The 25,420-nt window shown below is 66.5% G+C and carries 22 protein-coding genes; 3 read left to right on the top strand and 19 right to left on the bottom strand.

Going from position 1 to position 25,420, the window contains the following annotated elements; all coding sequences use genetic code 11:
* Positions 1-101 precede the first annotated feature (101 nt).
* From frc (ACOCMH_RS07280) to ACOCMH_RS07240, 9 genes are all read right to left on the bottom strand, one after another.
* Positions 102-1,352, bottom strand: coding sequence for a formyl-CoA transferase (frc, locus tag ACOCMH_RS07280; RefSeq protein WP_427306225.1), 1,251 nt, complete (start codon positions 1,350-1,352; stop codon positions 102-104).
* Between the two features lie 40 nt (positions 1,353-1,392).
* Positions 1,393-3,132 (bottom strand): oxalyl-CoA decarboxylase, encoded by a 1,740-nt coding sequence (gene oxc, locus ACOCMH_RS07275; protein ID WP_427306224.1) that lies wholly within the window; start codon positions 3,130-3,132, stop codon positions 1,393-1,395.
* Between the two features lie 556 nt (positions 3,133-3,688).
* Positions 3,689-5,035, bottom strand: coding sequence for an oxalate/formate MFS antiporter (oxlT, locus tag ACOCMH_RS07270; protein WP_427306223.1), 1,347 nt, complete (start codon positions 5,033-5,035; stop codon positions 3,689-3,691).
* Positions 5,036-5,359: 324 nt separating this feature from the next.
* Entirely contained in the window at positions 5,360-6,757 is a 1,398-nt protein-coding gene (locus ACOCMH_RS07265; RefSeq protein WP_427306222.1) for an NAD(P)(+) transhydrogenase (Re/Si-specific) subunit beta, read from the bottom strand.
* 16 nt (positions 6,758-6,773) lie between these two features.
* Complete coding sequence (locus ACOCMH_RS07260; protein ID WP_427306221.1) at positions 6,774-8,336, bottom strand: Re/Si-specific NAD(P)(+) transhydrogenase subunit alpha; 1,563 nt, start codon at positions 8,334-8,336, stop codon at positions 6,774-6,776.
* A 38-nt stretch (positions 8,337-8,374) separates the two neighbouring features.
* Positions 8,375-9,157, bottom strand: a complete 783-nt coding sequence (locus ACOCMH_RS07255; RefSeq protein ID WP_427306220.1) for a fumarylacetoacetate hydrolase family protein — start codon at positions 9,155-9,157, stop codon at positions 8,375-8,377.
* 142 nt (positions 9,158-9,299) lie between these two features.
* Entirely contained in the window at positions 9,300-10,532 is a 1,233-nt protein-coding gene (gene frc / locus ACOCMH_RS07250; protein ID WP_427306219.1) for a formyl-CoA transferase, read from the bottom strand.
* Between the two features lie 325 nt (positions 10,533-10,857).
* The gene (locus tag ACOCMH_RS07245; protein ID WP_427306218.1) at positions 10,858-11,577 is read right to left on the bottom strand and encodes a GntR family transcriptional regulator; all 720 of its coding nucleotides are present in this window, start codon (positions 11,575-11,577) and stop codon (positions 10,858-10,860) included.
* A 259-nt stretch (positions 11,578-11,836) separates the two neighbouring features.
* The gene (locus tag ACOCMH_RS07240; RefSeq protein ID WP_427306217.1) at positions 11,837-12,814 is read right to left on the bottom strand and encodes a 2-dehydropantoate 2-reductase; all 978 of its coding nucleotides are present in this window, start codon (positions 12,812-12,814) and stop codon (positions 11,837-11,839) included.
* Positions 12,815-13,015: 201 nt separating this feature from the next.
* Between ACOCMH_RS07240 and ACOCMH_RS07235 the strand changes: the two genes are divergently transcribed.
* From ACOCMH_RS07235 to ACOCMH_RS07225, 3 genes are all read left to right on the top strand, one after another.
* Positions 13,016-13,771 (top strand): TerC family protein, encoded by a 756-nt coding sequence (locus ACOCMH_RS07235; protein WP_427306216.1) that lies wholly within the window; start codon positions 13,016-13,018, stop codon positions 13,769-13,771.
* 107 nt (positions 13,772-13,878) lie between these two features.
* Positions 13,879-15,492 (top strand): glucan biosynthesis protein, encoded by a 1,614-nt coding sequence (locus ACOCMH_RS07230; protein ID WP_427306215.1) that lies wholly within the window; start codon positions 13,879-13,881, stop codon positions 15,490-15,492.
* 128 nt (positions 15,493-15,620) lie between these two features.
* Positions 15,621-16,313 (top strand): GntR family transcriptional regulator, encoded by a 693-nt coding sequence (locus ACOCMH_RS07225; RefSeq protein WP_427306214.1) that lies wholly within the window; start codon positions 15,621-15,623, stop codon positions 16,311-16,313.
* An 8-nt stretch (positions 16,314-16,321) separates the two neighbouring features.
* Here ACOCMH_RS07225 and yedA read toward each other — a convergent pair whose 3' ends face one another.
* The 10 genes from yedA to ACOCMH_RS07175 form a co-directional block, all read right to left on the bottom strand.
* The gene (gene yedA, locus ACOCMH_RS07220) at positions 16,322-17,197 is read right to left on the bottom strand and encodes a drug/metabolite exporter YedA (protein ID WP_427306213.1); all 876 of its coding nucleotides are present in this window, start codon (positions 17,195-17,197) and stop codon (positions 16,322-16,324) included.
* Positions 17,198-17,409: 212 nt separating this feature from the next.
* A complete protein-coding gene (locus tag ACOCMH_RS07215; RefSeq protein ID WP_012356335.1) occupies positions 17,410-17,595 on the bottom strand; it encodes a hypothetical protein in 186 nt (61 codons plus the stop codon).
* 360 nt (positions 17,596-17,955) lie between these two features.
* Positions 17,956-18,990, bottom strand: a complete 1,035-nt coding sequence (locus tag ACOCMH_RS07210; protein ID WP_427306212.1) for a LacI family DNA-binding transcriptional regulator — start codon at positions 18,988-18,990, stop codon at positions 17,956-17,958.
* Between the two features lie 95 nt (positions 18,991-19,085).
* Entirely contained in the window at positions 19,086-20,069 is a 984-nt protein-coding gene (locus tag ACOCMH_RS07205) for a tripartite tricarboxylate transporter substrate binding protein (protein WP_427306211.1), read from the bottom strand.
* 89 nt (positions 20,070-20,158) lie between these two features.
* A complete protein-coding gene (locus ACOCMH_RS07200) occupies positions 20,159-21,262 on the bottom strand; it encodes a porin (RefSeq protein WP_427306210.1) in 1,104 nt (367 codons plus the stop codon).
* Positions 21,263-21,363: 101 nt separating this feature from the next.
* On the bottom strand, positions 21,364-21,705 hold the full coding sequence (locus ACOCMH_RS07195; protein ID WP_427306209.1) for a cupin domain-containing protein: 342 nt from the start codon (positions 21,703-21,705) through the stop codon (positions 21,364-21,366).
* Positions 21,702-22,679 (bottom strand): quinone oxidoreductase family protein, encoded by a 978-nt coding sequence (locus tag ACOCMH_RS07190; protein WP_427306208.1) that lies wholly within the window; start codon positions 22,677-22,679, stop codon positions 21,702-21,704. The genes ACOCMH_RS07195 and ACOCMH_RS07190 overlap by 4 nt, the downstream gene beginning before the upstream one ends.
* A gap of 41 nt (positions 22,680-22,720) precedes the next feature.
* Positions 22,721-23,605 (bottom strand): 3-keto-5-aminohexanoate cleavage protein, encoded by an 885-nt coding sequence (locus ACOCMH_RS07185; RefSeq protein ID WP_427306207.1) that lies wholly within the window; start codon positions 23,603-23,605, stop codon positions 22,721-22,723.
* A 51-nt stretch (positions 23,606-23,656) separates the two neighbouring features.
* Positions 23,657-24,406, bottom strand: a complete 750-nt coding sequence (locus ACOCMH_RS07180) for an SDR family NAD(P)-dependent oxidoreductase (protein ID WP_427306206.1) — start codon at positions 24,404-24,406, stop codon at positions 23,657-23,659.
* A 39-nt stretch (positions 24,407-24,445) separates the two neighbouring features.
* Complete coding sequence (locus ACOCMH_RS07175; protein ID WP_427306205.1) at positions 24,446-25,381, bottom strand: dioxygenase; 936 nt, start codon at positions 25,379-25,381, stop codon at positions 24,446-24,448.
* Between the last annotated feature and the right edge of the window lie 39 nt (positions 25,382-25,420).

Below are 25,420 nucleotides of genomic sequence, written 5' to 3'. Positions count from 1 at the left end.
CAAGTTAGCGCGGCATCGGGCCGCGCTGCAAGCAAAAACACCGGGGCGGCGCGGTTGGCGCGACCCCGGCGTACGCCCCGGCACATATGCCGGCGGCGGCGTCAGATCACCTGGGACTCGCGCAGGCGCTTGATGTCGTCGGCGCCGTAGCCCAGGCCGGCCAGCACTTCTTCGCTATGCTCGCCCAGCAGCGGCGACCCGGTGATTTCCGGCTTCAGGTCGGAGAACTTGATCGGGCTGCCCACCGTCAGGTAGGAGCCGCGCTCCTTGTGCGGCACCTCGGTGATGCTGCCGCTGGCGCGCAGCGACGGGTCGGCGGCGATCTCCTTCATCGACAGCACCGGCGAGCACGGGATGTCATGCTTGCGCAGGATGTCGACCGCCTCGTACTTGGTCTTGTCGGCCAGCCATTCCTCGATGGTGTTGAAGATATCGAAGATATGCGGCTGGCGCGCCTTGGCCGTGGCGTAGTTGGGATCGTCGATCCATTCCGGCTTGCCCAGCGCCTTGCAGATCGGCTCCCAGGCATGGCCCTGGATGGTGAAGTAGATATAGGCGTTGGGATCAGTCTCCCAGCCCTTGCACTTCAGCACCCAGCCCGGCTGGCCGCCGCCGCCCGCGTTGCCGCCGCGCGGCACTACGTCGCTGAAGGTGCCGTGCGGGTATTGCGGGTACTCTTCCAGGTAGCCCAGGCGGTCCAGGCGCTGCTGGTCGCGCAGCTTGACGCGGCACAGGTTCAGCACCGCGTCCTGCATCGACACGGCCACCTTCTGGCCCTTGCCGGTCTTGTCGCGGCCGATCAGCGCGGTCAGGATGCCGATCGCCAGGTGCATGCCGGTGTTGGAATCGCCCAGCGCCGCGGCGGACACCGTGGGCGGGCCGTCCCAGAAGCCGGTGGTCGAGGCCGCGCCGCCGGCGCATTGCGCCACGTTCTCGTAGACCTTCAGGTCTTCATAGTGATGGCCGTCGCTGAAGCCCTTGACCGACGCCACGATCATCTTCGGGTTCAGCTCGTTGATGCGCTCCCACGAGAAGCCCATGCGGTCCAACGCGCCCGGGCCGAAGTTCTCGACCAGCACGTCCGACTCGCGGATCAGCTGCTCCAGGATCTTCTTGCCCTCGGGCTTCTTGGTGTCCAGCGTGAGCGAACGCTTGTTGCTGTTGAGCATGGTGAAGTAGAGCGCGTCGACATCCGGGATGTCGCGCAGCTGCGTGCGGGTCACGTCGCCGGAACCGGGGCGCTCGACCTTGATCACGTCGGCGCCGAACCAAGCCAGCAACTGCGTGCAGGCGGGACCCGCCTGGACGTGCGTGAAGTCGATGATCTTGATGCCATTGAGTGGGAGGTTCACGTTCGTCTCCTATTGGATTAGGGAGTGAAATTCGGGTGGATTACTTCTTGGCCGAGCTTTGCGGATTCAGGTTGGTCAGGCGGCCGCTTTCGGTGCCGGCCGCCGGATCGATGACGGCGTTGACCAGCGTGGGCCTGCCCGAGCGCAGGGCTTCGTTCACCGCGGCGTCGAGTTCCGCCGGCGTGGTGACGTTGTGGCCGACGCCACCGAAGGCTTCCATCATCTTGTCGTAGCGCGCGCCCGGGACGAAGGTCGTGACCGCCGGATCCTTGCCGCCGGTCGGGTTCACGTCGATGCCCTTGTAGACGCCGTTGTTGTTGAAGATGACGATGCACACCGGCAGGTTGTAGCGGCAGATGGTCTCCACTTCCATGCCCGAGAAGCCGAACGCGCTGTCGCCGCACAATGCCAGCACCGGCTTGCCGGTCTCGACCGCCGCGGCCACCGCGTAGCCCATGCCCACGCCCATCACGCCCCAGGTGCCCACGTCCAGGCGCTTGCGCGGCTCGTACATGTCGATCACGGCGCGGGCGTAGTCCAGCGTGTTGGCGCCTTCGTTGACGAACGAGATGCCCGGGTTGGCCTTGACCACATCCTTCAGCACGCTCAGTGCGCCGTGGAAGTTCATCGGCGCGGCATCCCTGGCCCTGGCCAGGGTCTCGGCCATCTTCGCCAGGTTGGTGTCCCGTCGGTCGGCCACCGCGTTCAGCCAGTCGGCGCCCGGCTTGGCGAAGTCGTTGCCGATCTTGTCGAGGATGGCGGTGACGCACGAGCCGATGTCGCCCACCACCGGCGCGGCGATGGCGACGTTGCTGTCCATCTCGGTCGCCGCGATGTCGATCTGGATGAATTGCTTGGGCTTGCCCCAGGTCTTGCCCTTGCCGTGCGACAGCAGCCAGTTCAGGCGCGCGCCAACCAGCAGCACCACGTCCGCTTCAGCCAGCACATACGAGCGTGCAGCCGAGGCCGATTGCGGATGCGTATCGGGCAGCAGGCCCTTGGCCATCGACATCGGCAGGTACGGGATGCCGGTCTTCTCGACCAGCTTGCGCAAGTCCGCCTCGGCGCGTGCGTAAGCGGCGCCCTTGCCGATCAGGATCAGCGGCCGCTTGGCGGTCTTCAGCAGCGCGACGGCACGGTCGACCGAGTCCGGCGCGGGCAGCTGGCGCGGGGCCGGGTCCACCACCTTGATCAGCGACTTGCGGCCCTTTTCGGCTTCCATCGACTGGCCCAGCAGCTTGGCCGGCAGGTCCAGGTACACACCGCCCGGACGGCCCGACACGGCGGCGCGGATGGCACGCGCGATACCGACCCCGATGTCTTCCGCATGCAGCACGCGGAACGCCGCCTTGGCGTGCGGACGGGCGATCGCCAGCTGGTCCATCTCTTCGTAGTCACCCTGCTGCAGGTCGACGATCTCGCGCTCGCTCGAGCCGCTGATCAGGATCATCGGGAAGCAGTTGGTGGTGGCATGCGCCAGCGCCGTCAGGCCATTCAGGAAGCCGGGCGCGGACACGGTCAGGCAAACGCCCGGCTTCTGCGTGAGAAAGCCCGCGATCGCCGCGGCGTTGCCGGCGTTCTGCTCGTGACGGAAGCTGATGACGCGCATGCCGTTTGCCTGCGCCAGGCGGGCCAGGTCCGTCACCGGAATGCCGGGCAGGCCGTAGATATTTTCGATGCCGTTCAGCTTCAGCGCTTCGATGACCAGATGAAACCCATCGGTTTGTGCCTGATGTTCTTCCGCGGCGTGACGCTGCAGCTCGTTTCCGACTTCTGCCATGGTTGCTTCCTTCTATGCAAATTGACTGGGGTTGGAATTTTTCTGGTTCAGGCTGCCGCGGGAGTGCTCTGGGCCCGTTTCGCTACGACTTCCGACATGCTTGGTCTCCTTGTTGGACTTGTGTTCGTGGTGCGCGGGGCCTGTGCCCTGCTTCGATCTGTGCCGGTTCCGATCGACCGGTCTTGATGACATACGGTATGTGATATATCAGAGAACGGCAAGCTATTTTCCACCTGTGCGACAAACTTTCGTCAGTGCACCGCAGCAATCCCGGCTGGATCAGCGCTCATATCAGCGCAATTCCTCACTCGAGCGCCATTTATTCGCATTTCGCACAGACGCGGGTCGGCCCACCCGGAACGTACGGCACAGCGATTCCAAGCGATAGATATATTACATACAACGTATTTGCGCACTTTGAGGCCGCCTTAAGCGCTCCCTAGGGATGCCAAACCCTTCCGGCCTCTTTGCTTCTATCGCGCGCGACCGACGGCCGGGCGCAAGCGCCCGGCCGTCAGCAACCTCGATGCATCAACCCGACACGGCGATGGCCCGCCTACTCACCATGCCTGGCCGATGCGTTCGCGATCAGGCCGGCTTCCGCCACGGGCATGGCGGGCGCCGCATGGCCCGTGATAAATCGTTTGCGCATCGGCGCCAGCACCAGCTTCGCCGACAGGCCCGCTGCGATCGTCACCACCGCCGCGACCGTGAAGACCGCTTCCCAGCCGCCGCGCGCCGACAGGACCGAGGCCAGCGGCACCAGCATCGCCGCGGTCCCCTTCGCGGTGTAAAGCGTGCCCGCGTTCGACGCCGCGAACTTGCTGCCGAACGTGTCCGCGCACAACGCCGGGAAAATCGAGAAGATCTCGCCCCAGAACAGGAAGGTCAGCGCCGCGAAGAACATGAACCAGTACGGGTTGTGCCCCATCTGCATCAGCCCCAGCAGCGCCAGCCCCTCGCCGATGAAGATCACGAACATCGTGTTCTCGCGCCCGAACCGGTCCGACAGGAACCCGCACAGCGGCCGCGTGAAGCCGTTGCACAGGTTGTCGATCGACAGCGTCATCGTCAGCAGCGGCAAGGTCAGTCCCAGCAGCGTCACCGGCATCGACGCAAAGCCGTAGTCCTTGGCGATCGGCCCCAGTTGCGCCGTCGCCATGATGCCGCCCGCCGCCACCGCGACAAAGCTCGCATAGATCAGCCAGAACACCGGCGTCTTGACCATCTGCCCCGGGGTGTATTCCACCGGATTGGTCAGCACCGCCTTGGCCGCCACTGCCCCCTTGGGCGCCCTGGGCTTCACCAGCAGCAACGCCAGCGCAAAGATACACACGCCTTGCAGGATGCCGAAGAACAGGAAGGCCTTCTCATAGCCCGCGCTCTGGATCATGTTCGCGATCGGGATCACGGTGATGGCCGCACCCGCGCCAAAACCCGCCGCGGTCAGGCCGGCGGCCAGGCCGCGCTTGTCCGGAAACCACTTCAGCGCGTTGCCGACGCAGGTCCCGTAGACGCCGCCCGCGCCGATGCCGGCGATCACCGCGGCCACATAGAGCTCCGGCAGCGTGGTCGCGTAGGCGTTCATCACCCATGCCAGCCCCGCACAGATGGCGCCGCCCGCCACCACCGGGCGCGGGCCGAACTTGTCCACCAGCCAGCCTTCCAGCGGCACGAGCCAGGTTTCGGTCACGATGAAAATAGAAAATGCCACCTGGATGGCGGACGCGCCCCAGTGATGTTTTGCGTCCATCGGTGACACGAAGAGGGTCCAGCCGTACTGCAAGTTCGCCACCAGCCCCATGCACACTACCCCGATTGCAAGCTGGATCCAGCGGTTCTGCAGCCCGCGCCCGTTCACGTCGTCGTGACCGGCGGGGGCCGATGCTTCCAATTGCGCCATCTGTCTTGTCTCCTGGTACGTATTGTTTGTGCCTCGGCGGGCACATCGGGGCGTTGTGGGATCGCCCCTTCTCGCAACTAGACCGGCGCCTGGCATTGCGGCACATGAAGTCGTGGATTGATGCTACCTGAAGCTTAATTTGACTAGTCTTAAAGTTTTTTATCGTATCTATTCACGACCGTTTATAGAGAGCGGAACTGGCATGAATCCCCAGGGCAGGCGGCGATGCAAAGCGGTTTCGCAACGCAGCAAGCCACCGCAGCCCGCGGGCAGCGGGGGCTGCGGTGGGCTTGCACGACGCGAGGCACGGTCTCGCCAGGCCGCTCAGGCCGGGGCTTCCTCCAGCTGCCGCAGCAGCGCATCGACGCTGCCCTTGGCATCGCCAAACCACATGCGCGTGTTGTCCTTGTAGAACAGCGGGTTGTCCACGCCGGCGTAGCCCGCCGCCATGCTGCGCTTGGACACCACCACGGTCCGGGCCTTCCACACCTCCAGCACCGGCATGCCGGCAATGGGGCTGGCGGGGTCGTCCAGCGCACCGGGGTTGACGATGTCGTTGGCGCCGACTACCAGCACCACGTCGGCCTTCTCGAAGTCATCGTTGATCTCTTCCATTTCCAGCACGATGTCGTACGGCACCCTCGCCTCGGCCAGCAGCACGTTCATGTGCCCCGGCAGGCGGCCGGCCACGGGGTGGATGCCGAAGCGGACGTTGACCCCCTGCGCGCGCAGCCGCCGCGCGATCTCGCTGATGGTGCCCTGCGCCTGCGCCACCGCCATGCCGTAGCCCGGCACGATGATCACCTCGCTGGCGTCCTTGAGCAGGCTGCTGACTTCCTCGCTCGACACCGGCAGCACCTCGCCCTGCTCGGTCGCCGCGCCCTGCGCCTGCACCGCGCCGAAGCCGCCCAGGATCACCGCCAGGAACTTGCGGTTCATCGCCTTGCACATGATGTAGCTGAGGATGGCGCCGCTCGAGCCCACCAGCGCGCCGGTGATAATCAGCAGGTCGTTGCCCAGCATGAAGCCGGTCGCCGCGGCGGCCCAGCCGGAGTAGCTGTTGAGCATCGACACCACCACCGGCATGTCGGCGCCGCCGATGGCCAGCACCAGGTGCGCGCCGACCAGCAGCGCGATCACCGTCATCGCCGCCAGCGGCACCAGTCCCTGCTGCGGATCGGGCGCGCCGAGGAAGGCATAGCCCAGCCACACGCACACCGCCAGCGCGCCGGCGTTGAGCACATGGCGGCCCGGCAGCAGCATCGGCTTGCCGCCCATGGTGCCCTGCAGCTTGAGGAAGGCGATGATCGACCCGGTGAAGGTAACCGCGCCGATCAGGATGCCGAGGTAGGTCTCGACCTCATGGATCGCCCTCTCCGCGCCGGCGAGCGTGGTCGGCTCCAGGTAGTTGGCGTAGCCGACCAGCACCGCGGCCAGGCCGACGAAGCTGTGCAGCACCGCCACCAGCTGCGGCATCTGCGTCATCTCGACGCGCCTGGCCAGCAGCGCGCCGGCGATGCCGCCCACCAGCATCGCGCCGATGATGATGGCGATGCCGTCGGGACTGCCCGCCAGCACCGTGGTCATGACCGCGATCACCATGCCGGCGATACCGAGCATGTTGCCGCGCCGGGCGCTGGCGGGATGGCTCAGCCCGCTCAGGCTGAGGATGAACAGCGCGCTGGCGGCGAGGTAAGCGATATTGCTGATTCCGGATGGCATGGCTGTCTCCTTGGCCTTAGTCTCGCTGGAACATCTTCAGCATGCGCTGCGTCACCAGGAAGCCGCCGGCGATATTGATGGTGGCCACCAGCACCGCGCAGCCCGCGATCAGCGCCGTCAGCAGCGACGGCTTGCCCAGCTGCACCAGCGCCCCAACCACGATGATCCCGCTGATGGCATTGGTCACGCTCATCAGCGGCGTGTGCAGCGCCGCGGTGACGTTCCACACCACCTGGTAGCCGACAAAGATCGCCAGCACGAACACCGTGAAATGCGCCATGAAGGCTGGCGGCGCAACCGCGCCCAGCGCCAGCAGCGCGGCGGCCGCCAGCGCCAGCGCGACCAGTGCCGAACCGGTGCGGCTGCGCGGCGGGCCGGCCTCGGCCGATACCGGCGGCACCTCCGCCGGCGCCTGCTGCTGCGGTACCGCCACCGTCAACGGCGGCGGCGGCCAGGTCACCGCGCCCTGGTGCAGCACGGTCGCACCGCGGATCATCTCGTCGTCCATGTCGACCACCAGCTGGCCGTCCTTGCCCGGCGTCAGCTCGGCCAGCAAGTGGCGGATATTGGTGCCGTAGAGCTGGCTCGCCTGCGCCGCCATGCGGCTGGGCAGGTCGGTGTAGCCGATGATGGTGACGCCCTCGCGTCGCACGCTTTCGCCCGGCACGGTCAGCACGCAGTTGCCGCCCTGCTCCGCGGCCAGGTCCACCACCACGCTGCCGGCGCGCATCAGCCCGACGGTTGCGGCCTCCAGCAGCTTCGGCGCCGGCTTGCCCGGAATCAGCGCGGTGGTGATGATGATGTCGACCTCGCGCGCCTGCTCGGCAAACAGCCGCATCTCGGCTTCGATAAAGGCCGGACTCATCTCCTTGGCGTAGCCGCCGCTGCCGCTGCCGTCCTCGTCGATCTCGACGGTAAGGAATTCCGCGCCCAGGCTCTCGATCTGCTGGCGCACCACCGGCCGCGTGTCGAACGCGCGTACCACCGCGCCCAGGCTGCGCGCCGCGCCGATCGCCGCCAGCCCCGCCACGCCCGCGCCGATCACCAGCACGCGCGCCGGCGGGATCTTGCCCGCGGCGGTGATCTGGCCGGCAAAGGGCCGGCCGAAGGCATGCGCGGCTTCGATCACCGCGCGGTAGCCCGCCATATTGGCCATCGAGCTGAGCGCATCCAGCTTCTGCGCCCGCGAGATGCGTGGCACGCAGTCCATCGCCAGCACCGTGGCGCCGCGCTGCGCCAGCCGCTCCAGCATGGCCATCTGCTGCGCCGGCCAGACAAAGCCGATCAGCGCGGCGTGCTTCTTCAGCAGCGCCGCCTCTTCCACCCCCAGGCTGGGGTGGACCTGCGGCGGGCGCACCTTGACCACCACGTCGACCGAGGCCCACAGGCTGGCCGCGTCGACAATGGCAGCGCCGGCGGCGCGGTAGTCGTCGTCCGAGAACGAAGCCTCCTGGCCCGCGCCGCTCTCCACCACCACCTGGTAGCCGAGCTTGAGCAGTTCCTTGACCGAATCCGGGGTGGCGGCAACGCGCCGCTCGCCCGGGTGGACTTCGCGCGGCACACCGATTGTCATTGGCATGGCATTCACCGTTTCAGGAAATGAATCGGGCGCCCGGCTCAGCCGCGCACATGGTTGACCAGCGCGCCGATGCCGGCGATCGACACCTCGACCACGGCGCCGTCCTTCATCGAACCCACGCCCAGCGAGGTGCCGACGGCGATGACGTCGCCCGGCATCAGCGTCAGGTCCTGCGAGATCCGGCTGACCTGTTCCTCGGGCGAGAAGATCATGTCCGACAGCGGATAGTTCTGCCGCTCCACCCCGTCCAGACGCGTGACCACGCTGGCGGCTTTCCAGTGGAAGCCGGTGACGATGGCCGGACCGATGCAGCCAAAGGTGTCGAAGCCCTTGGCGCGCGTCCATTGCGGGAAATTGGGATCGGCCGTGATCAGCTCGGCCGCGGTCACGTCGTTGACGATGGTGTAGCCGAAGATATGGGCGCCGGCCTCCGCCACCGTCACGTTGCGCGCCTTCTTGCCGATGACGATGCCCAGCTCGCCCTCGTAGACGATCTTGCCGTCATAGCTCTTCGGGCGTTGCACGGCATCGCCCGGACCGGCCAGCGACGTGGCCGGCTTGAGCAGGAACAGCGGATGCGTCGGCACCGGCTTTTCCAGCTTGCGCGCGAGCGCATGGAAGTTGTTCCATAGTGCCACCACCTTGCCCGGCGCGCACGGCGCGAGCAGGGCCAGCGCGGCGCGGTCATAAACGGCGCCGGTGGGGCTGGGATCGTCGAAGCCGTCGCCATCGTATTCGACGACGCGGTTGGGGTCGGCATGATCGATGCGGCCATGGCCGATGCTGCCGTCGGCGCGGCGAAAACGTATCCAGGTTTGCACAGCATGCTCCTTGCGCAGGCAAAGGGAGACCCCGCCTGCGCCGATGTCGGTTTGCAGGGAATCTTGGGAGAAAGGGAAAAGCAGGACGGCGCGCGCCGCCGGTCGTCATTCCCGCGCGGGCGGGAATGACGTCAGCCCAGCCTCATACCGCCCCGGCCAGCTTCATCGCGGCGATCTGCGCAGGCGTGCGTCCCAGCCACTCGAGGATCTCCTCGGTGTGCTCGCCCAGCAACGGCGAGCGCTCCACCTGCACCGGCGAGGCCGACAGCGTGATCGGGCAGCCCAGCTGCACGTAGTTGCCGCGCTGCGGATGCTCCAGCTCGACCAGGTAGCCGCGCTGGTACAGCGACTCGTCTTCGATCAGGTCCTTCATCGACAGGATCGGGCCGCACGGCACATCGACCTCGTTGAGCGCCGCCATCACCTCGAACTTGCTGATGCCGCGCGTCCATTTCTCGATCACGGCGAAGCAGTCGGCCAGGTGCTTGAGCCGCGCTTCGGGCGTGGCGTAGTCCGGGTTGTTGATCAGGTCTTCGCGCCCGCACAGGCGCATCAGCGGCTCCCAGCCCTGCGGCTGGATGATGACGTAGACATAGTCGTTGGGGCCGCCCGGCGCGCAGCGCAGCGCCGCGCCCGGCTGCCCGCCGCCCGAGGCGTTGCCCGCGCGCGGCACGTGGTCGCCGAAGTCCTGGTTGGGATATTCGCGCAGCGGGCCGTTGGCCAGGCGCTGCTGGTCGCGCAGCTTGACCCGGCACAGGTTCAGCACTGCGTCCTGCATCGCCACTTCCACGCGCTGGCCGCGGCCGGTGTGCTCGCGCTGCAGCAGCGCGGCCAGGATGCCGACCACGGCATGCACGCCAGTGCCGGAGTCGCCGATCTGTGCGCCGGTCACCGTCGGCACGCCGTCGGCATCGCCCGTGGTCGAGGCCGAGCCGCCCATGCACTGCGCCACGTTCTCGTAGGCCTTGCAGTCCGCGTACGGGCCGGGGCCAAAGCCCTTGATCGAGGCATAGACCAGGCGCGGGTTCAGGTCTTGCAGGTGGTCCCAGTCGAAGCCGGCGCGCGCCAGCACGCCGGGGCCGAAGTTCTCGATCAGCACGTCGCTGCGCTGGACCAGGTCTTCGAGCAGCGCCTTGCCTTCGGGCGTCTTCATGTTCAGCGTCAGGCTGCGCTTGTTGGAATTGAGCATGGTGAAGTACAGGCTGTCGGCATTCGGCACGTCGCGCAGCTGGCTGCGCGTGATGTCGCCGCGTCCCGGCATCTCCACCTTGATCACGTCCGCGCCCAGCCACGCCATCAACTGCGTCGCCGACGGGCCTGCCTGGACATGGGTCATGTCCAGGATGCGCACACCTTGCAGGGCCTTGGTTTCCATTGCGAAGGGTCTCCTCTTCCGCTATTTGTAGTCTCTGATGACATACGGTATGTGATATATCAGAAGAGAGCAAGAGGAGTTTGGCGCTTCCGGGGCAAATATCGACGGTGCGGCGCAACAGAGCTCCGTTGACTAGCGACGGAGAGAATAAGGCGGGGCTTTTCCATGCCCGGGCGGCATAAGGGCCGACGCGCTTTTCACATTGATATATCACACACCACTTAGCGAAATGCCACCGCCCATGCAGGTGCGCCCCCCAAAAAGCAAAGCGGCGGACCGAAGTCCGCCGCCTGAACCGCCCTGCTGCTGTCCTGCACTGCCCGGTTTAGTCCAGGAAATCGCAGTGCTTCTCGACGTAGTCCGCGAGGTCGAGCGAATGCTGGCGCACCAGCCGCTCCGCCAGTTCGGTATCCCGCTTCTCCAGCGCCTCGATGATGCGCAGGTGGTCGACGATGGACCGTGCCGCGCGGTCGCTCTGGGAGATGGTCATCTTCCGGATCGCGCGCACGTGGATGAAAATATTGCGGATCGTGTCCATGATGATCTGCGACTTCGACAGCTGCACGATCGCCTGGTGGAACACGATATTGGCGTCGGAATACTCTTCGATGTGCTCGGCCGGGGTGGAATCGCGGAAGCTGTCGAACATGCTGCGCAGCTGCGCGATCTCGGCGTCGGTGGCGTTCTTGGTGGCCAGCCGTGCCGCCATGCTTTCCAGCGCGGCCCACATCTGGATCATCTCGACGATCTCGCGCTTGGTCTTGCGCATGATGTAGATGCCCCGCCGCGGCACGGTGCGCAGGAAGCCTTCCTGCTCCAGCAGCGTCATGGCCTCGCGGATCGGCGTGCGGCTGACGCCCATGGCCTCGCTCAGCACCCGTTCATCCAGCCGGATCTCGTCGCGCGACTGGTAGATGTCGGCGTCGGCGATGGCCTGCCGCAGCATGGCGTAGGCCTGGTCGCGCAGGCTGGCGCCGGCGTTGATCGGTTGTACCGACAGGGCCAGCCCGTTGGGCTGGACGATGGATTGGCTTTGCGCAGACATGAATGAGCTCGTGTGAGACCGGCGCCCGGGCGGCCGGAATGGCTGCCCTGCGCATCGCTGCACAGCTTAGCAAAAACGCCTGACCCATTATGAAAACGCATCAAACGATGCGCGCTCCACATGCATCGGCACAATAGCAGTGCGCGGTCTGTCGTATATGGTATATCACTATCGCCCTGCCTTCGGACTCCGCGAGCCGGGCAAGCGCCACTTTGCTTGCCCGGCCCGCCTGACGCCGACCCGTGGCGCCCCCTGCCCCTCATGCGGCCAGCTTGGCCATCGCATCCCGCTGCTTGATCAGCCCGAGCACGGCATCGCACATCGGCGTCGGCTCGCCCACCAGCCGCCCCATTTCCTGCACCACCGTCAGCAGCGGGTCGATTTCCATGGCCCGCCCCGCCTCCAGGTCCTGCAGCATCGAGGTCTTGTGCGCGCCAACGGCGCCGGCGCCGTCGATGCGCCGCTCGACGTCGACACGGAATTTCACCCCAAAGCGCTGGGCGATGCCCTGCGCCTCCACCATCATCTGGCGCGACAGCGCGCGCGTGGCGGGATCGGCGGTAATGACGTCCAGCGTGGCGTGGGTCAGCGCGCTGATCGGGTTGAAGCAGAGGTTGCCCCACAGCTTGAGCCAGATCTCGTCGCGGATGTTGTCGCGCACGGGGGCGTCGAGGTCAGCCGCCATCATCATCTCGCTGAGCGCCGTCACCCGGGCGGAGCGGCTGCCGTCCGGCTCTCCGAGCGGAAACTTCTTGCCGTAGACATGCTTGATCACGCCCGGCGCGACGATTTCGGCGGCCGGATAGACCACGCAGCCGATGGCCCGCTCCGGCCCCAGGCGCTGCCACTGGCGCCCGCCCGGATCGACGCTTTCCAGCGTGCGGCCGGCCAGTTCGCCTCCGTGCTTGTAGAAGTACCAGTAAGGAATGCCGTTGACGCCGGTCACGATCGCGGTTTCCGGCCCGAGCAGCGGCTGCATCTGCTCCACCACCCCCGGCACGGAATGCGCCTTGAGCGTGATGAACACGTAGTCCTGATGCCCGAGTTCACGCGGATCGCTGGTGCAGCGCACCTTGGCCATGCGCTCCTCGCCGTCGATCAGCAGCTTGACGCCATGCGCCTGCATCGCCGCAAGATGGGGACCGCGTGCGACGAAGCTAACCTCGGCCCCGGCCCGCGCCATCTGGGCCCCGACATAACCGCCGATGGCACCGGCGCCATAGATGCACACTTTCATATTGCTGTCTCCTTGATGGCTCGATTGGATCTATTGATATATCACATACTATATTCCATGGCTGCGCATGGCAACCTTGTCGAACGCGCTTTAGTCCGCGCGCGTAAAGCTGCCCGCTGAAGCGACGCTGCGCTAACATGAGGCCTTCGTGCGCCTGGAGCGGGTCACCGCAGCGCCCTGCCCTCACATCCCGGAGCCTTCATGGAAGCGTCGCTGGCATTGCTGCAGGATCCCGCCGCCTGGGCGGCACTGGCCACGCTGGTGGCCATGGAAATCGTGCTGGGGATCGACAACCTGATCTTCATCTCGATCCTGACCAACAAGCTGCCAGAAGCGATGCGGGAGAAGGCGCGCAAGATCGGCATCAGCCTGGCGCTGCTGATGCGCCTGGCGCTGTTGGCCACCATCGCCATCATCGTCAAGCTCACCGAGCCGGTATTCACGATCCTGGGCCAGGGCCTGTCATGGCGCGACCTCATCCTGATCGCGGGCGGCGCCTTCCTGGTGTGGAAAGCCACGCGCGAAATCCACCACCATGTCACCGCGGACGAAGAAGGCGAGGAAGGCGGCACCGCCAAGGCGGTGCAGAGCTTTGCCTCGGCCATCGGCCAGATCCTGGTGCTGGACCTGGTATTTTCGATCGACAGCATCATCACCGCGGTGGGCATGACCGAACATGTGCAGATCATGTTCGTCGCCGTGATCGCGGCGGTGATGGCGATGCTGTTCGCGGCGACGCCGCTGGCCAACTTCATCAACCGCAACCCCACCATCGTGATGCTGGCGCTGGCCTTCCTGATGATGATCGGCATGACGCTGGTTGCCGAAGGCCTCGGCACGCACGTGCCCAAGGGCTACATCTATACGGCGATGGCGTTCTCGGCCGCGGTCGAGGGGCTGAACATGCTGGCGCGGCAGCGGCGCCGGCGGCGCCGCGCCGCGGGCGGCGCACACTGAGGCGCCGGGGCCCTCCCCTGTAACAGAGGGTGTCCGAACTTTTCTGCAGCGGCGGCGTCTTTTACAGTTCTGCACAACCCCGGACAATAAAAGGACGCTTTCAGCACATGATGAACCGCCGAACCCTGCTGGTTTCCGCCACCGCCTCCGCCGCGCTTGCCGCCCTCGGCATCACCCCCTCGGTGCTGGCAGCCGGCCGGATCAAGCTGGGCGAGGCCCAGCCGTTCGGCTTCGACGCCCTGATCGAACGCGCCCGCGGCCTGGCCGCCAAGCCCTACGCGCCGCCGCCTGCGCCGCCCGCGGAGGTGCTGTCCCGCATCGACTACGACGCCCACGGCAAGATCCGCTTCCGCACCGAGGACGCGGTCTTTGCCAACGGCCCGGGCCAGTTCCCGGTCACGTTCTTCCACCTCGGCACCTACTTCCGCACGCCGGTGCGCATGCATGTGATCGAGCGCGCCAAGGGCGGCACCGGCAAGGCCCGCGAGATCGTCTATGACGAGGCCTATTTCGACATGCCGGCCGACAGCCCCGCGCACAAGCTGCCGCCGGGCAGCGGCTTTGCCGGCTTCCGCTTCCAGGAAAGCCGCCTGGGCGACCAGAAAACCCGGGACTGGCGCAAGAATGACTGGGTGGCCTTCCTCGGCGCCTCGTATTTCCGCGCGATTGGCGAGCTGTACCAGTACGGCCTGTCCGCGCGCGGCATCGCCATCGACGTGGCCGAAGCCGGCAAGCAGGAGGAGTTTCCCGCCTTCACCCACTTCTGGTTCGAAACCCCCGAGGGCAGCGGCGATACCGTCACGGTCTACGCGCTGCTGGACGGACCGAGCATCGCCGGCGCCTACCGCTTCGTCATGCAGCGTGGCAAGGCCGTGATCATGGACGTGGAGTGCGCGCTGTTCCTGCGCAAGGATGTGGCACGTCTGGGGCTGGCGCCGCTGACCTCGATGTACTGGTTCTCGGAAAGCATCAAGGGCACCGCCGTTGACTGGCGCCCCGAAGTGCACGACTCCGACGGCCTGGCGCTGTGGAACGGTGCGGGCGAGCATATCTGGCGCCCCCTGAACAACCCGCCGCAGACCACCGCTTCGGCCTTCGCCGACGAGAACCCCAAGGGCTTCGGGCTGCTGCAGCGCGACCGCCTGTTCGACCACTACCAGGACGGCGTCAACTACGAACGCCGCCCGAGCCTGTGGGTCGAGCCGCGCGATGGCTGGGGCGCCGGCTCGGTGCAGCTGGTGGAGTTGCGCACCGACGACGAGATCCACGACAACATCGTCGCCATGTGGGTGCCGAAGGCGCCGGCCAAGGCCGGCAGCACCTACCGCCTGCGCTACCGGCTGCACTGGGCGGCCGACGAGCCCTACCCATCGCCGCTGGCACGCTGCGTCGCCACGCGGCTGGGCAACGGCGGCCAGCCCGGCCAGCCGCGGCCCAAGGGCGTGCGCAAGTTCATGGTCGAGTTCAAGGGCGCGCCGCTGGAGAAACTGCCCTTCGGCGTCAAACCCGAAGCCGTGCTGACCGCCTCGCGCGGCACCTTTTCCTATGTCTTTACCGAAGCCGTGCCCAACGGCGTGGCCGGCCACTGGCGCGCGCAGTTCGACCTGACCACCGATGGCGCCCAGCCGGTCGACCTGCGCCTGTTCCTGCGCCTGAACGGCAAGCCGCTGTCGGAAACCTGGCTGTACCAGTACCACCCGTTCCAGTCGCCCGCCGGCTAAGGCCCCGGGCCGCGCGGGCTGGCGCCGGGCCGCCCGCTTTACACGTTATTGCGACGCCGTGATGTCAGGCTGGCGCGAGCGGGTATGATGGCTGGCTACGACAGTTCCACTGCATCCGCCAGCCTCACATGATTTCTCAAGAGTTCGCCGGCGCCGCCGAGAGCGGCCAGGCTGCATCGCTCCCCCGATCCGAGCGCGCCTATCAGCAGCTGCGCGCCGCCATCCAGGCCGGCCAGCTTTCCCCCGGCACCCGCCTGCGCGAGGTGGAACTGGCCGAATCGCTGGGGCTGTCGCGCACGCCGGTGCGGGAAGCGCTGTCCCGGCTGGAGTCCGAAGGCCTGGTCGTCAACGAGCCCAACCGCGGCATGATGGTCACGCAACTCGATGCCAGCATGGTCAGCGAGCTGTACGTGATGCGCGAAGTGCTGGAAGGCACCGCCGCCGCGCTGGCCGCGCGCCACGCCACCGACGTCGAGATCTCGCTGCTGCGCGATATCGTCGAGCGCGACCTCGCCATCGCCGACGACCCCGACCGGCTCGCCCTGAACAACCGGCTGTTCCATGAAACCCTGCACCGCTGCGCCCACAACCGCTACCTGCTGAAGACGCTGCGCTCGCTGCATGAGTCCATGGCGCTGCTCGGACGCACCACGCTGGCGGTGCCGGGGCGCGCGCGCAGCTCCTACGAAGAACATATCGCACTGGTGGAAGCGCTGGAACAGCGCGATCCCGCGCTGGCCGAGCAGATCGCGCGCCGGCATATCCAGCAGGCGTACAAGGTGCGGCTGTCGCTCTGGATCCAGGAGCAGTCGGGCAGCTGAGGCCGCGCTCAGGCTGCCTGGGCCCGCGCCGCGCGCAGCGTGCCCAGGCTCAGCACGACCAGTGCCGCCAGGATCAGCACCACCGCACCCAGCGTCTGCGGCGCGATCTGCTCGCCGCCCAGCCAAGCGCCCATGGCCAGCGCCACCGGCGGGTTCACATAGACATAGCTCGCCGCCAGGGTCTGGCTGACCGTCGATACCAGGTACATGTAAGCGGAGAACGCCACCAGCGACCCCGCCACCACCAGGTAGACCCAGGCCCAGCCGGCCTGCGCGCTGACCGACGACGGCCACGGCTCCTGCCGCAGCATCGACAGCGCCATCAGCACCGCGCCGCCGATCACCATTTCGGCGGCAAACGCCGCCGCCCCTGGCGGCAACTCCAGCCGGCGCGCCAGCTGCGAGCCGAAGGACCAGCTCGCCACCGCCAGCAACAGCGCCACCACACCGCCGGTACTGACCTGGAACTCCGCGCCCGCGGTCAGCACCAGGATGCCGGCGCTGCCGATGGCAATCGCTACATACTCAAACCACTTCGGCCGATTGCCAAAGCAGGCCCCCCAGATCAGCGCAAAGATCGGCATCGACCCGATCATCACCGTGGTGGCGCCAGAGGAAATGGTCTGCTCGGCAATGGCCGTGAGGCCCATGCCACCCACCAGCAGAAACAACGCCGGCACCGCGCAATGGCGCAACTGGCGCATGGACGGCATTGGCGTGCCGCGCGATGCCAGCCAGGCGGCCAGCAGCAGGCCCGCGCACAGGAAGCGCGTGCCCATCATGAACAGCGGCGGAAAGCTCTCCAGCGTAAAGCGGATCGCCAGGTAAGTCGTGCCCCAGACCACATAGGTGATCAACAGGCACAGCAGGACAAGCGGGGACATGGACGGACCGGTTCGGCAAAGGCATCCAAGATAGCCGTGTCCGTCGCCGCGACAAAACGAAAAGCGCTGGCAAGCGTTGCGAGAGTCATTCACAAAGCACTCAAGCGCCGCGGGCAAAACAAACCGGCCGCGTTCACCCAGGGCGGGCGCACGTATGGCCGGTTCTTCAACGCAGCCCGGAAGGGCCGCAACCACCGTACTGCAGGCAGGGCTCAGCCGTTGGCGTAAACCACCTTGGCTTTGCGGGCCTGGCTTTGCAGGCGCTCGATCACCGACTGCACGGCGGCGATGGCGCGCTTCACGTCGTGGGCGAAGCCCAGGCTTTGCGTGCCGAGCTCGCGCTCGATGAGTTGGCGTTCCAGTTGATCGGTCAGCTTGATATCGGATTGGGTGTTCATGGCGTCCTTCCTTTCGGGATTACCCTTATGGGGTTTTCCCTGATTGTAGCAGAGGAAATGTCGCAATGCAGCATTAGGTGAAAGTACGTAGCCGGAGACTTCACATCCCGCCTGTGAGGCCACCGAACATAAGATCTCGCGAATGCCATCTAATGCTTTGAAATAGATGACGCCACTTTATGCCTATGCAGTGATGCTCTTAAGGCACTTTTTGATGGCTTGGGCTGGTTTTACGCGCACCAGATTGCTGGGGATTGGCTTCATGAGGTCATGAGACCTGCCTTGTGGAGGGAAGAGGCCAGCGCGCACAGCCGATCCTACGTGGACGGGCCCCCGCCTGATCGCCGGTATCGACCTCGGCTATTGCGCTGGGGGCGGCGCAGCCGTGGAACCCCGCACGATGAGTTGCGGCGTCAGTTGCACGGTGACGGCATCGGAGGCTGGCTTGTCGATCTTCCTGAGCAGGAGCCGGGCAGCCTCCTCGCCCATTTCGTGGACGGCAATGCGCACGGTGGTGAGCGGCGGCGTCAGGGCGTCGGCAAATGGCATGTCGTTGTGGCCCACGACCGAGACGTCCTCGGGGCAACGCATGCCGCGCTCGCGCAGGAAGTCGTAGCAGCCCATCGCCACCAGGTCATTGCCGGCGGCGATGGCGGTCATCTGCGGGAATGCCGCGAAGAGCTGCTCGCAAGCGAGCCGGCCGGCTTCACGCGAATAGCTGGCGGCTTCCATGACTTGCCATTCCGCGCGGCGCAGGCGGTGGCGCTTTACCGCCTGAAGAAAGCCCTCGCGACGCAGAAAGCCGGTCGACAGTGTGGCTGGCCCGGCAATATGCCCGATGCGGCGGTGGCCCAGGCCGACCAGGTGGTCAACCGTCTGACGCATGGCCAGCAGGTTGTCGCTCACCACGCAGGACACCCGGCCCGTGTCTTCACCGCGGTTGACCGTGACCACGGGGATATGCTGCTTGAGGCAGTAGGCGAGTATCGGATCGTCCCGTTCCGCGGTGGCGAGCACCAGTCCTTCGACTTGCCGGCCGATCATCTGGTCGATGACAAAACGCTGCCGGCTTTTGTCGGTACCGGCATTGACCACGATCGGCACGTAGCCTTGCTGCGCCAGCACGGATTCAATGCCGGCCAGGATGGGCGGAAACACCGGATTGGAAATATCGGGCAGCACCACGCCCACCAGACCCGAACGCTGGGTGCGCAGGCCCGCCGCGATGCGATTGGGGCGGAAGCCGCGGGCCTCGGCAAGCTCCAGGATGCGGGCCGCCACGTCCTCAGCCACCAGGTGCCGCGTGGCCGGATTCATCACTCGCGAGACGGTCGAGTAATGCATGTCGATCTCGGCAGCCAGGTCTTTCAGGGTGAGGCGCTTGCGCTCGGGCATGACGGCAGTTGGCGGGGCGGCAGCAGCCCGGGGAGAGTCGGAAGACGCCATTCTAAGCCAGCCCCGCGCCGTCGCCGCACGCCTGCGGACTACCGCTATTGCCCCGCTTTCACGCCGGATTGCCTGACCACCGGCGCCAGCTTGCCGATCTCCGCCTGGATATAGGCAGCAAACTCCTGCGGCGACGAGCGCTTTGGCTCCGCGCCCTGGGCAGCCAGGCGCTCGCGCACATCCGGCGCGGCCAATGCCTTGCCGATCTCGGCATTGAGCGCATCGACGATTTCCTTCGGGGTGCCGGCGGGCGCCAGCACGCCGAACCAGGAGTCGAAGGCGTAGCCGGGGAAGCCAGACTCCGCCACCGTGGGAATCTCCGGCAGCGCACTGGCGCGTCTGGCCGTGGTGACCGCCAGCGCCCGCAGCTTGCCCTGCCTGACGAACGGCATGGCCGATACGCTGGGCGCAAACATCATGTCGCCCCGGCCAGCCATGACGTCGGTCAGTGCTTCGCCCGTGCCCTTGTACGGGATATGGACGATTTCGATGCCGGCCTGCATCTTGAACATCTCGCCGCTCAGGTGGGTGGAGCTGCCGGAACCCGCCGAGTCGAAGTTCAGCGCGCCCGGCGTCGCCCTGGCGGCGTTGACGACGTCCCGCACCGATTTGTACTTGCTGCCGGCATTGACCACCAGCACATTGGGGACCGTCGCCACCAGCGAGACCGGTGCGAAGTCCTTCACCGTGTCATACGACAGCCTGGGATACAGCGTGGCGTTGATGGCGTGCCCGACCGAAACCAGGATCAGCGTGTAGCCATCCGGCGCCGCCTTGGCCACGCCAGTGGCGCCCAGGGTGCCGCCGGCGCCGGGGCGGTTGTCGACGATCACCTGGTAGGTGCCGCCCTCGCCCATCTTGCTGCCGATGATGCGCGCCAGGATGTCGGTGGCACTGCCAGCCGAGAACGGCACCACCAGCCGGATCGGCTTGCTGGGATATTGCGGTTGCGCGTGGGCGGCGGGCGCGGCCGCCAGCATGAGCGATGACGCCAGCGCCAGCACGGCGCCTTGGATGGATCGGATCATTCCGTGTGTCTCCTCACTTCAGAAGCGAGCGCGGGCACCGCGCATCACCGTTGAATGCGGCGCGCCCATGCCGGGCGTGCCGTTCTGCCTCAGAAGAAGTGCCGCATGCCGAGCGCGACCGTCTGCGGGTCTGAACCCGCGCTCACGCCCAGTTCATTGATGGCGAAGTCGTAGATCGCATTGCGCTTGTTGTTGATGCGGCTGTAGTACGCATACAGCGCGGTGCGCTTGGACAGCGGATAGTCGTAGCCAACCGTGACCTGCGTGGCACCCGTTTCCGCGCCGCTGCGGAAGAAGCCCACCGTCTCGGTCGCATTGCCCGCGCCATTGCTGGCAAGGCCAAAACCGACGCGCACGCTGCCCGGCCCGAGCTTCTGCACCAGCGAGGCGTAGTACCCGTTGCGGGTCAGGTCGCCGGTCGCGGTGCGGTAGTGGAGCCGTTCATAGAGCAGCGCCACGGTGGTGGTCGGGAACTTGTACGAGACGCCCGCCTTCATCGCGTCATCGTTGCGGCCGGCGGTCTGGTAGTGCTGGTGGACTTCATAGGCCAGCGCCACGTTGAGCGGGCCATTGTCGTAGGCGGCCGAGAACGAATACAGGCCGGGATTGCGCGGTACGGTGGTCTTCTCCTCGTTCACGCCCCACGCCGCGGCGCCGCTGAAGCCGGCGAACGACGGCGTCTTGTAGACGATGATGTTCTTCTGCCGGCGGTCGAACGAGCTGGTGTCCTGGACGTTGTCGGAACTGGACGTGGAGCCGTTGCCGATCAGTGCCATATAGCCGGCAGTAGTCGGATAGTACGGGTCGTAGGCCAGCGTCGATTCGGTGTATGGGGTCTGCCAGTGCCCCAGGAACAGCGTGCCGGCATCTCCCTGCAGCCCCACCCGCGTATTGCGCCCGGCCACCTGGCCCTGGCCGGTATCGAGCGAGAAATTGCTTTCGATCTGCCAGATCGCTTTCAGGCTGCCGCCCAGGCCTTCTTCGCCGCGCATGCCGAAGACCGAGCGGTTGTTGGTCAGGCGCCCCACGCCGCCAAGGCGGGTGCCGTCGGTGGCCGTGTTGGCATAGGAATACTCCAGTGCCGTATTGATGCGCCCGTACAGGGTCACGGCTGACTGCGCGCAGGCCTCACCGCCACAGCCTGCGGCCATGGCCAGCATGAGCAGATGGCTACGCCTTCTGATGGACTTCATTTGCTTTGTCTCCCGTGGTTTGTCGTGGTTGTTGTGGTTGTTATGGGGGGGGGCCAGCTGCTCCATTCTTATGCAATCGTTTGCAATTCGGCCCAAAAATATCAGTCCTTCGGATACGGCATCGCCAGCAGCAGCAGCGCCGGCCGATTGCCCGGGTTAAACACCTGCCGCGCCTCACCCGCCGCCAGGCGCACGGAATCGAACTGGCCCAGCGTCACGCGCTCGTCGGGCGTGGCGATGCAGACTTCGCCTTCCAGCACCACGTAGTGCTTTTCCACCGGCGCGGCATCCATCGACGTATGGCCGCCCGGCAGCAGCACCGAGACCCCGATCCACAAGGCTTCGGACGGTCCCGCTTCATGCCCTTGCAAGCGCAGGCAGTGCATGCCTTCATGATTGGCCGGGAAGTAGGCCGGCGCCTGTGCGAACCGGGTCGTGTTCATGGCTTGAGCACCACGCGCTCGGTTGCGCCCTGGAGGACCGCCCGGTAGGCCTCCTTGGCGTTGGAAAGCGAATAGGTGTAGTCGGAGAGCACCGGGAACGGCCGCAGCGCACCCGAGGCAAACATCGGTGCGAGCCGGTCAAGGATGCCCGCGCAGGCGTTGCTGTCCAGCGCAAGGGTGTCGACGCCCACATAGGTGTGCTGGCCACGATAGAAGGCGAAGATATCGAACGGCACCGGCTTCTCGATGGTCGAGATAAAGATCTGCGCCGCGCCGATCGCCATGGCCTGGTTGGCCTGTTCGAAGTAGGGGCTTCCCACCGTGTTGTAGACGATATCCGCACCGTGCCCGTCGGTCTCTTCGTGCACCACCGCGGCAATGGATTCGCTGCTGGCGTCGATCATGCGCACGTCGCCGCTGGCATGGCCACGATACGCCTCCGCGGTGCGCTCCACGGCAAAGACGCGCGCGCCGAGCGCGGTGGCGATCTGGATCGTTGCCTGCCCCACCTTGCCGTTGCCGCCACATACCAGCACGGTGCTGCCAGCCTGCGGCATGCCCGCGCGGCGCAGCCCTTCATAGGCGGTGATGAACGGCACCCCCACGGCGCCGGCTTCCAGCAGCGATACCGATGCCGGCTTGGCGCGCACGGCGCTGGCCTGGAGGCGCAGATACTTGCCATGCGTGCCATCGCGGCGGATGCCGAGCTCGCCGCCGCTGCCCCAGACTTGCTGGCCCAGCAGTTCGGAGGGACCGTCGATCACCAGGCCTGCATAGTCGCGGCCCGGCGTGCGCGGCCAGACCGCATGCGGCATCAGGCCGAGCGTTGCCTTCACGTCGCTCGGGTTCACGCCGGCGCTGGCCACTTCGATGATGACCTGGCCCGGCGCCGCTTCCGGGCGCGGCACGCCGAGCAGCTCCAGGTGCAGGACATCGATATTGGCGGCTTTCTCGCTGACTCGAATGGTATTCATGGAAATTCCTTCCTGAAATGTTTGGTTCTGTATGGCCGGGATCAGGCCTCGCGCAGGCCAAGCGTGCGCCGGGCCTCGGCGGACGAGGCAATCTCGCCGCCGAGCGACCTGACGATGTCGCGCGCCTTGGCGACCAGCGCCGCGTTGCTTGGCGCCAGCACGCCCTTCTCCAGATAGATGTTGTCTTCCATGCCGACGCGCACGTGTCCGCCTGCGAGCCATGCCTGGGCCACGATCGGGAACTCCGCGCGGCCGATGCCGAATGCCGACCAGTGGGCGCCGGCGGGCAGCATGTTGCGCGCGTAGAAGATGGTTTCCGGCGTGGGCGCAAAGCCGTACTTCACGCCCAGCACGAAGGTCCACAGGCCGGGGCCGTCCAGCACGCCCTCACGGATGAAGTCGAGCGCCATGTTGAGGTCGCCGGAATCGAAGATCTCCAGCTCGGGCATGACGCCGGCCGCGCGGATCACGCCGGCCATCTTGCGCACGTTGGCGGGCGTGTTGATGACCACGTCGCCGCCGGAGTTCATGGTGTTCAGGTCGAGCGAGCAGACGTCCGGGCGGAGGGCCGCGATGTGTTCGACGCGCCTGGCGGGATGCAGCAGCGTGGTGCCGGGCGCGGCCACCCGCGGCTCGTCCTCGCTCGGCACGAAGCGGCCACCGGGTCCGGTGGTGAGGTTGATGATCAGCGAGCGGTTGCGCTTGCGGATGCGGTCGATGACATCGGCGTAGTAGTCGAGCGACATCGACGGGCGCCCGGTTTCGGGGTCGCGCACGTGGATGTGGGCGGCGGCTGCGCCGGCCTCGGCAGCTTCCAGCGCGGCGTCGGCAATCTGGGCCGGCGTGACCGGCAAGCCGGGGTGCTGTTCCGGGGTGACGATATTGCCGGTCACCGCGCAGGTGATGATGGTCTTGCGTGCGTGCATGAGCGAAGGTCAGTGATGGAAATGCGATTGGGCAGACATGGAGGGCCTGGCCTATCCAAGCTGGCGGCCGCCGTCCACGACGATGGTGGTGCCAGTGGCAAAGCGCAGTGAGGTCGCGCAGGCTGCGATGGCATCGGCCACGTCCTGTGCCTGGCCGACGCGCCTGAGCGGCGTCGACTTGGCGGCGCGCTCGTTGAAACCGCTGTCGCGTCCCGGCACGAAGGCGGTATCGACCACGCCCGGTGAAACGTTCAGCACGCGGATATGCGGCGCCAGCGCACGCCCGAGCGACATCGCCATGACATCGAGCCCGGCCTTGGCAGCGCAGTACGCAACATTGCTGCCCTGCCCCGTACGGCCGGCGATCGACCCGACATTGACCACCAGCCCGTCGCCATTGGCGCGCAGGTGCGGAGCGAACGCACGGATCGCAGCAAACTGCCCGCGCCAGTTGACGGCAAACAGTTCATCGATCAGCGCATCGTCCAGGGCGTCGAGGTCGGCGTGCGGAATCGCCCGCGTAAAGCCTGCGGTGTTCACCAGGATATCGACGCGGCCGTAGTGATGGCTGACCTCGTCGGCCAGCGCGCGCAGCGATGCGCTGTCGGCAATCTCGGCCACGGCGGCTAGATGGTTGCCGGCCGGCAAGGCCGCCGCGGCACTGGCCGCCTTGTCGGGGTCGCGCCCGGTCAGCACGACGCTTGCGCCAAGCCGCGCCAGCGTTTCACCGGCGGCAAAGCCGATCGCGCCGGTGCCGCCGAGGATCACGGCCACCTTGCCGGAAAGAGAAGTAGCACTCATGGTCTTTTGGGAATGGGTCAGGGTATGTCGATCCGGCCGTCAGTCGATCGGCGGCTTCGGGAAGGTCTGCTCGCCGGGCTCGAGCGTGAAATCGAACGCCAGCGTGTAGAACGGCGCCGGCACATCGCCCCACGGGCTGGGGCCCTGGTGGTGCAGCCGGAGATCGCCAACCAGTTGCCGATGCACGCCGAACGTGACATCGGATTCCAGCTTGTCCGGCGTGTCGGCAAACACCTGGGTGACGAGCGTCCGGTAGCCCGGCGCCGCGACGATGAAATGGATATGCGCCGGCCGGTACGGATGGCGCTGCTGCTCGGCCAGTAATGTGCCTACCGGTCCGTGGGTTGGCACCGGATAGCCGGCAGGCCGTACCGTGCGAAAGTGATAGCCCCCGCTTTCATCGGTATGGAAGCAGCCGCGCAAGTTGCGGTCGGGCTGGGTCGGGTCCTGGTTGTCATACAGCCCCACCGGCGACGCCTGCCAGATCTCGACCAGCGCGCCAGGCAGCGGCGTGCCATCGGTCGCGCGCACGGTGCCGCTGACCAGCAGCGGCAAGCCCGGCGCGTCGTCCTGCACGACGCAGTCACCGCAGTCATAACGCGGCGCGTTGGCGCGATAGAACGGGCCGAGCAGCGCGCCGGGCGTGCGCCCGTCCCTGGTGCTGTTGTTCATGACGGTCACCAGCGTCGACAGCCCCAGCACGTCGGCAGCCAGGACAACCTCGTTGTGCTTGGCATTGGTCGCATGGCCGAGACTGGCGATATACCCCAGGGCCAGCTCGAATTCCTCATCGGACAGCCGCACCTCGGACAGGAACCCGTGGAGGTGCCGCACCAGTGAATCCATGACGAAACGCAGGCGCGGATTGGTGGTATTGGCCATGGCCGCCTGGACCACGCCTGTCACCGAGTGTTCGTCCTCGATCAGCGCCAGACGCTCGCCTTGTGGCGCCTGCCGCTCGCTGGAAGTTTCCATGTTTTGCCTCCGTTGCAAACGTTTGCATTATCGGCGGTT

The sequence above is a fragment of the Cupriavidus sp. H39 genome (assembly GCF_050271075.1).
GTDB lineage: Bacteria > Pseudomonadota > Gammaproteobacteria > Burkholderiales > Burkholderiaceae > Cupriavidus > Cupriavidus necator_B.
This window is presented reverse-complemented; position numbering and strand designations above follow the sequence as displayed.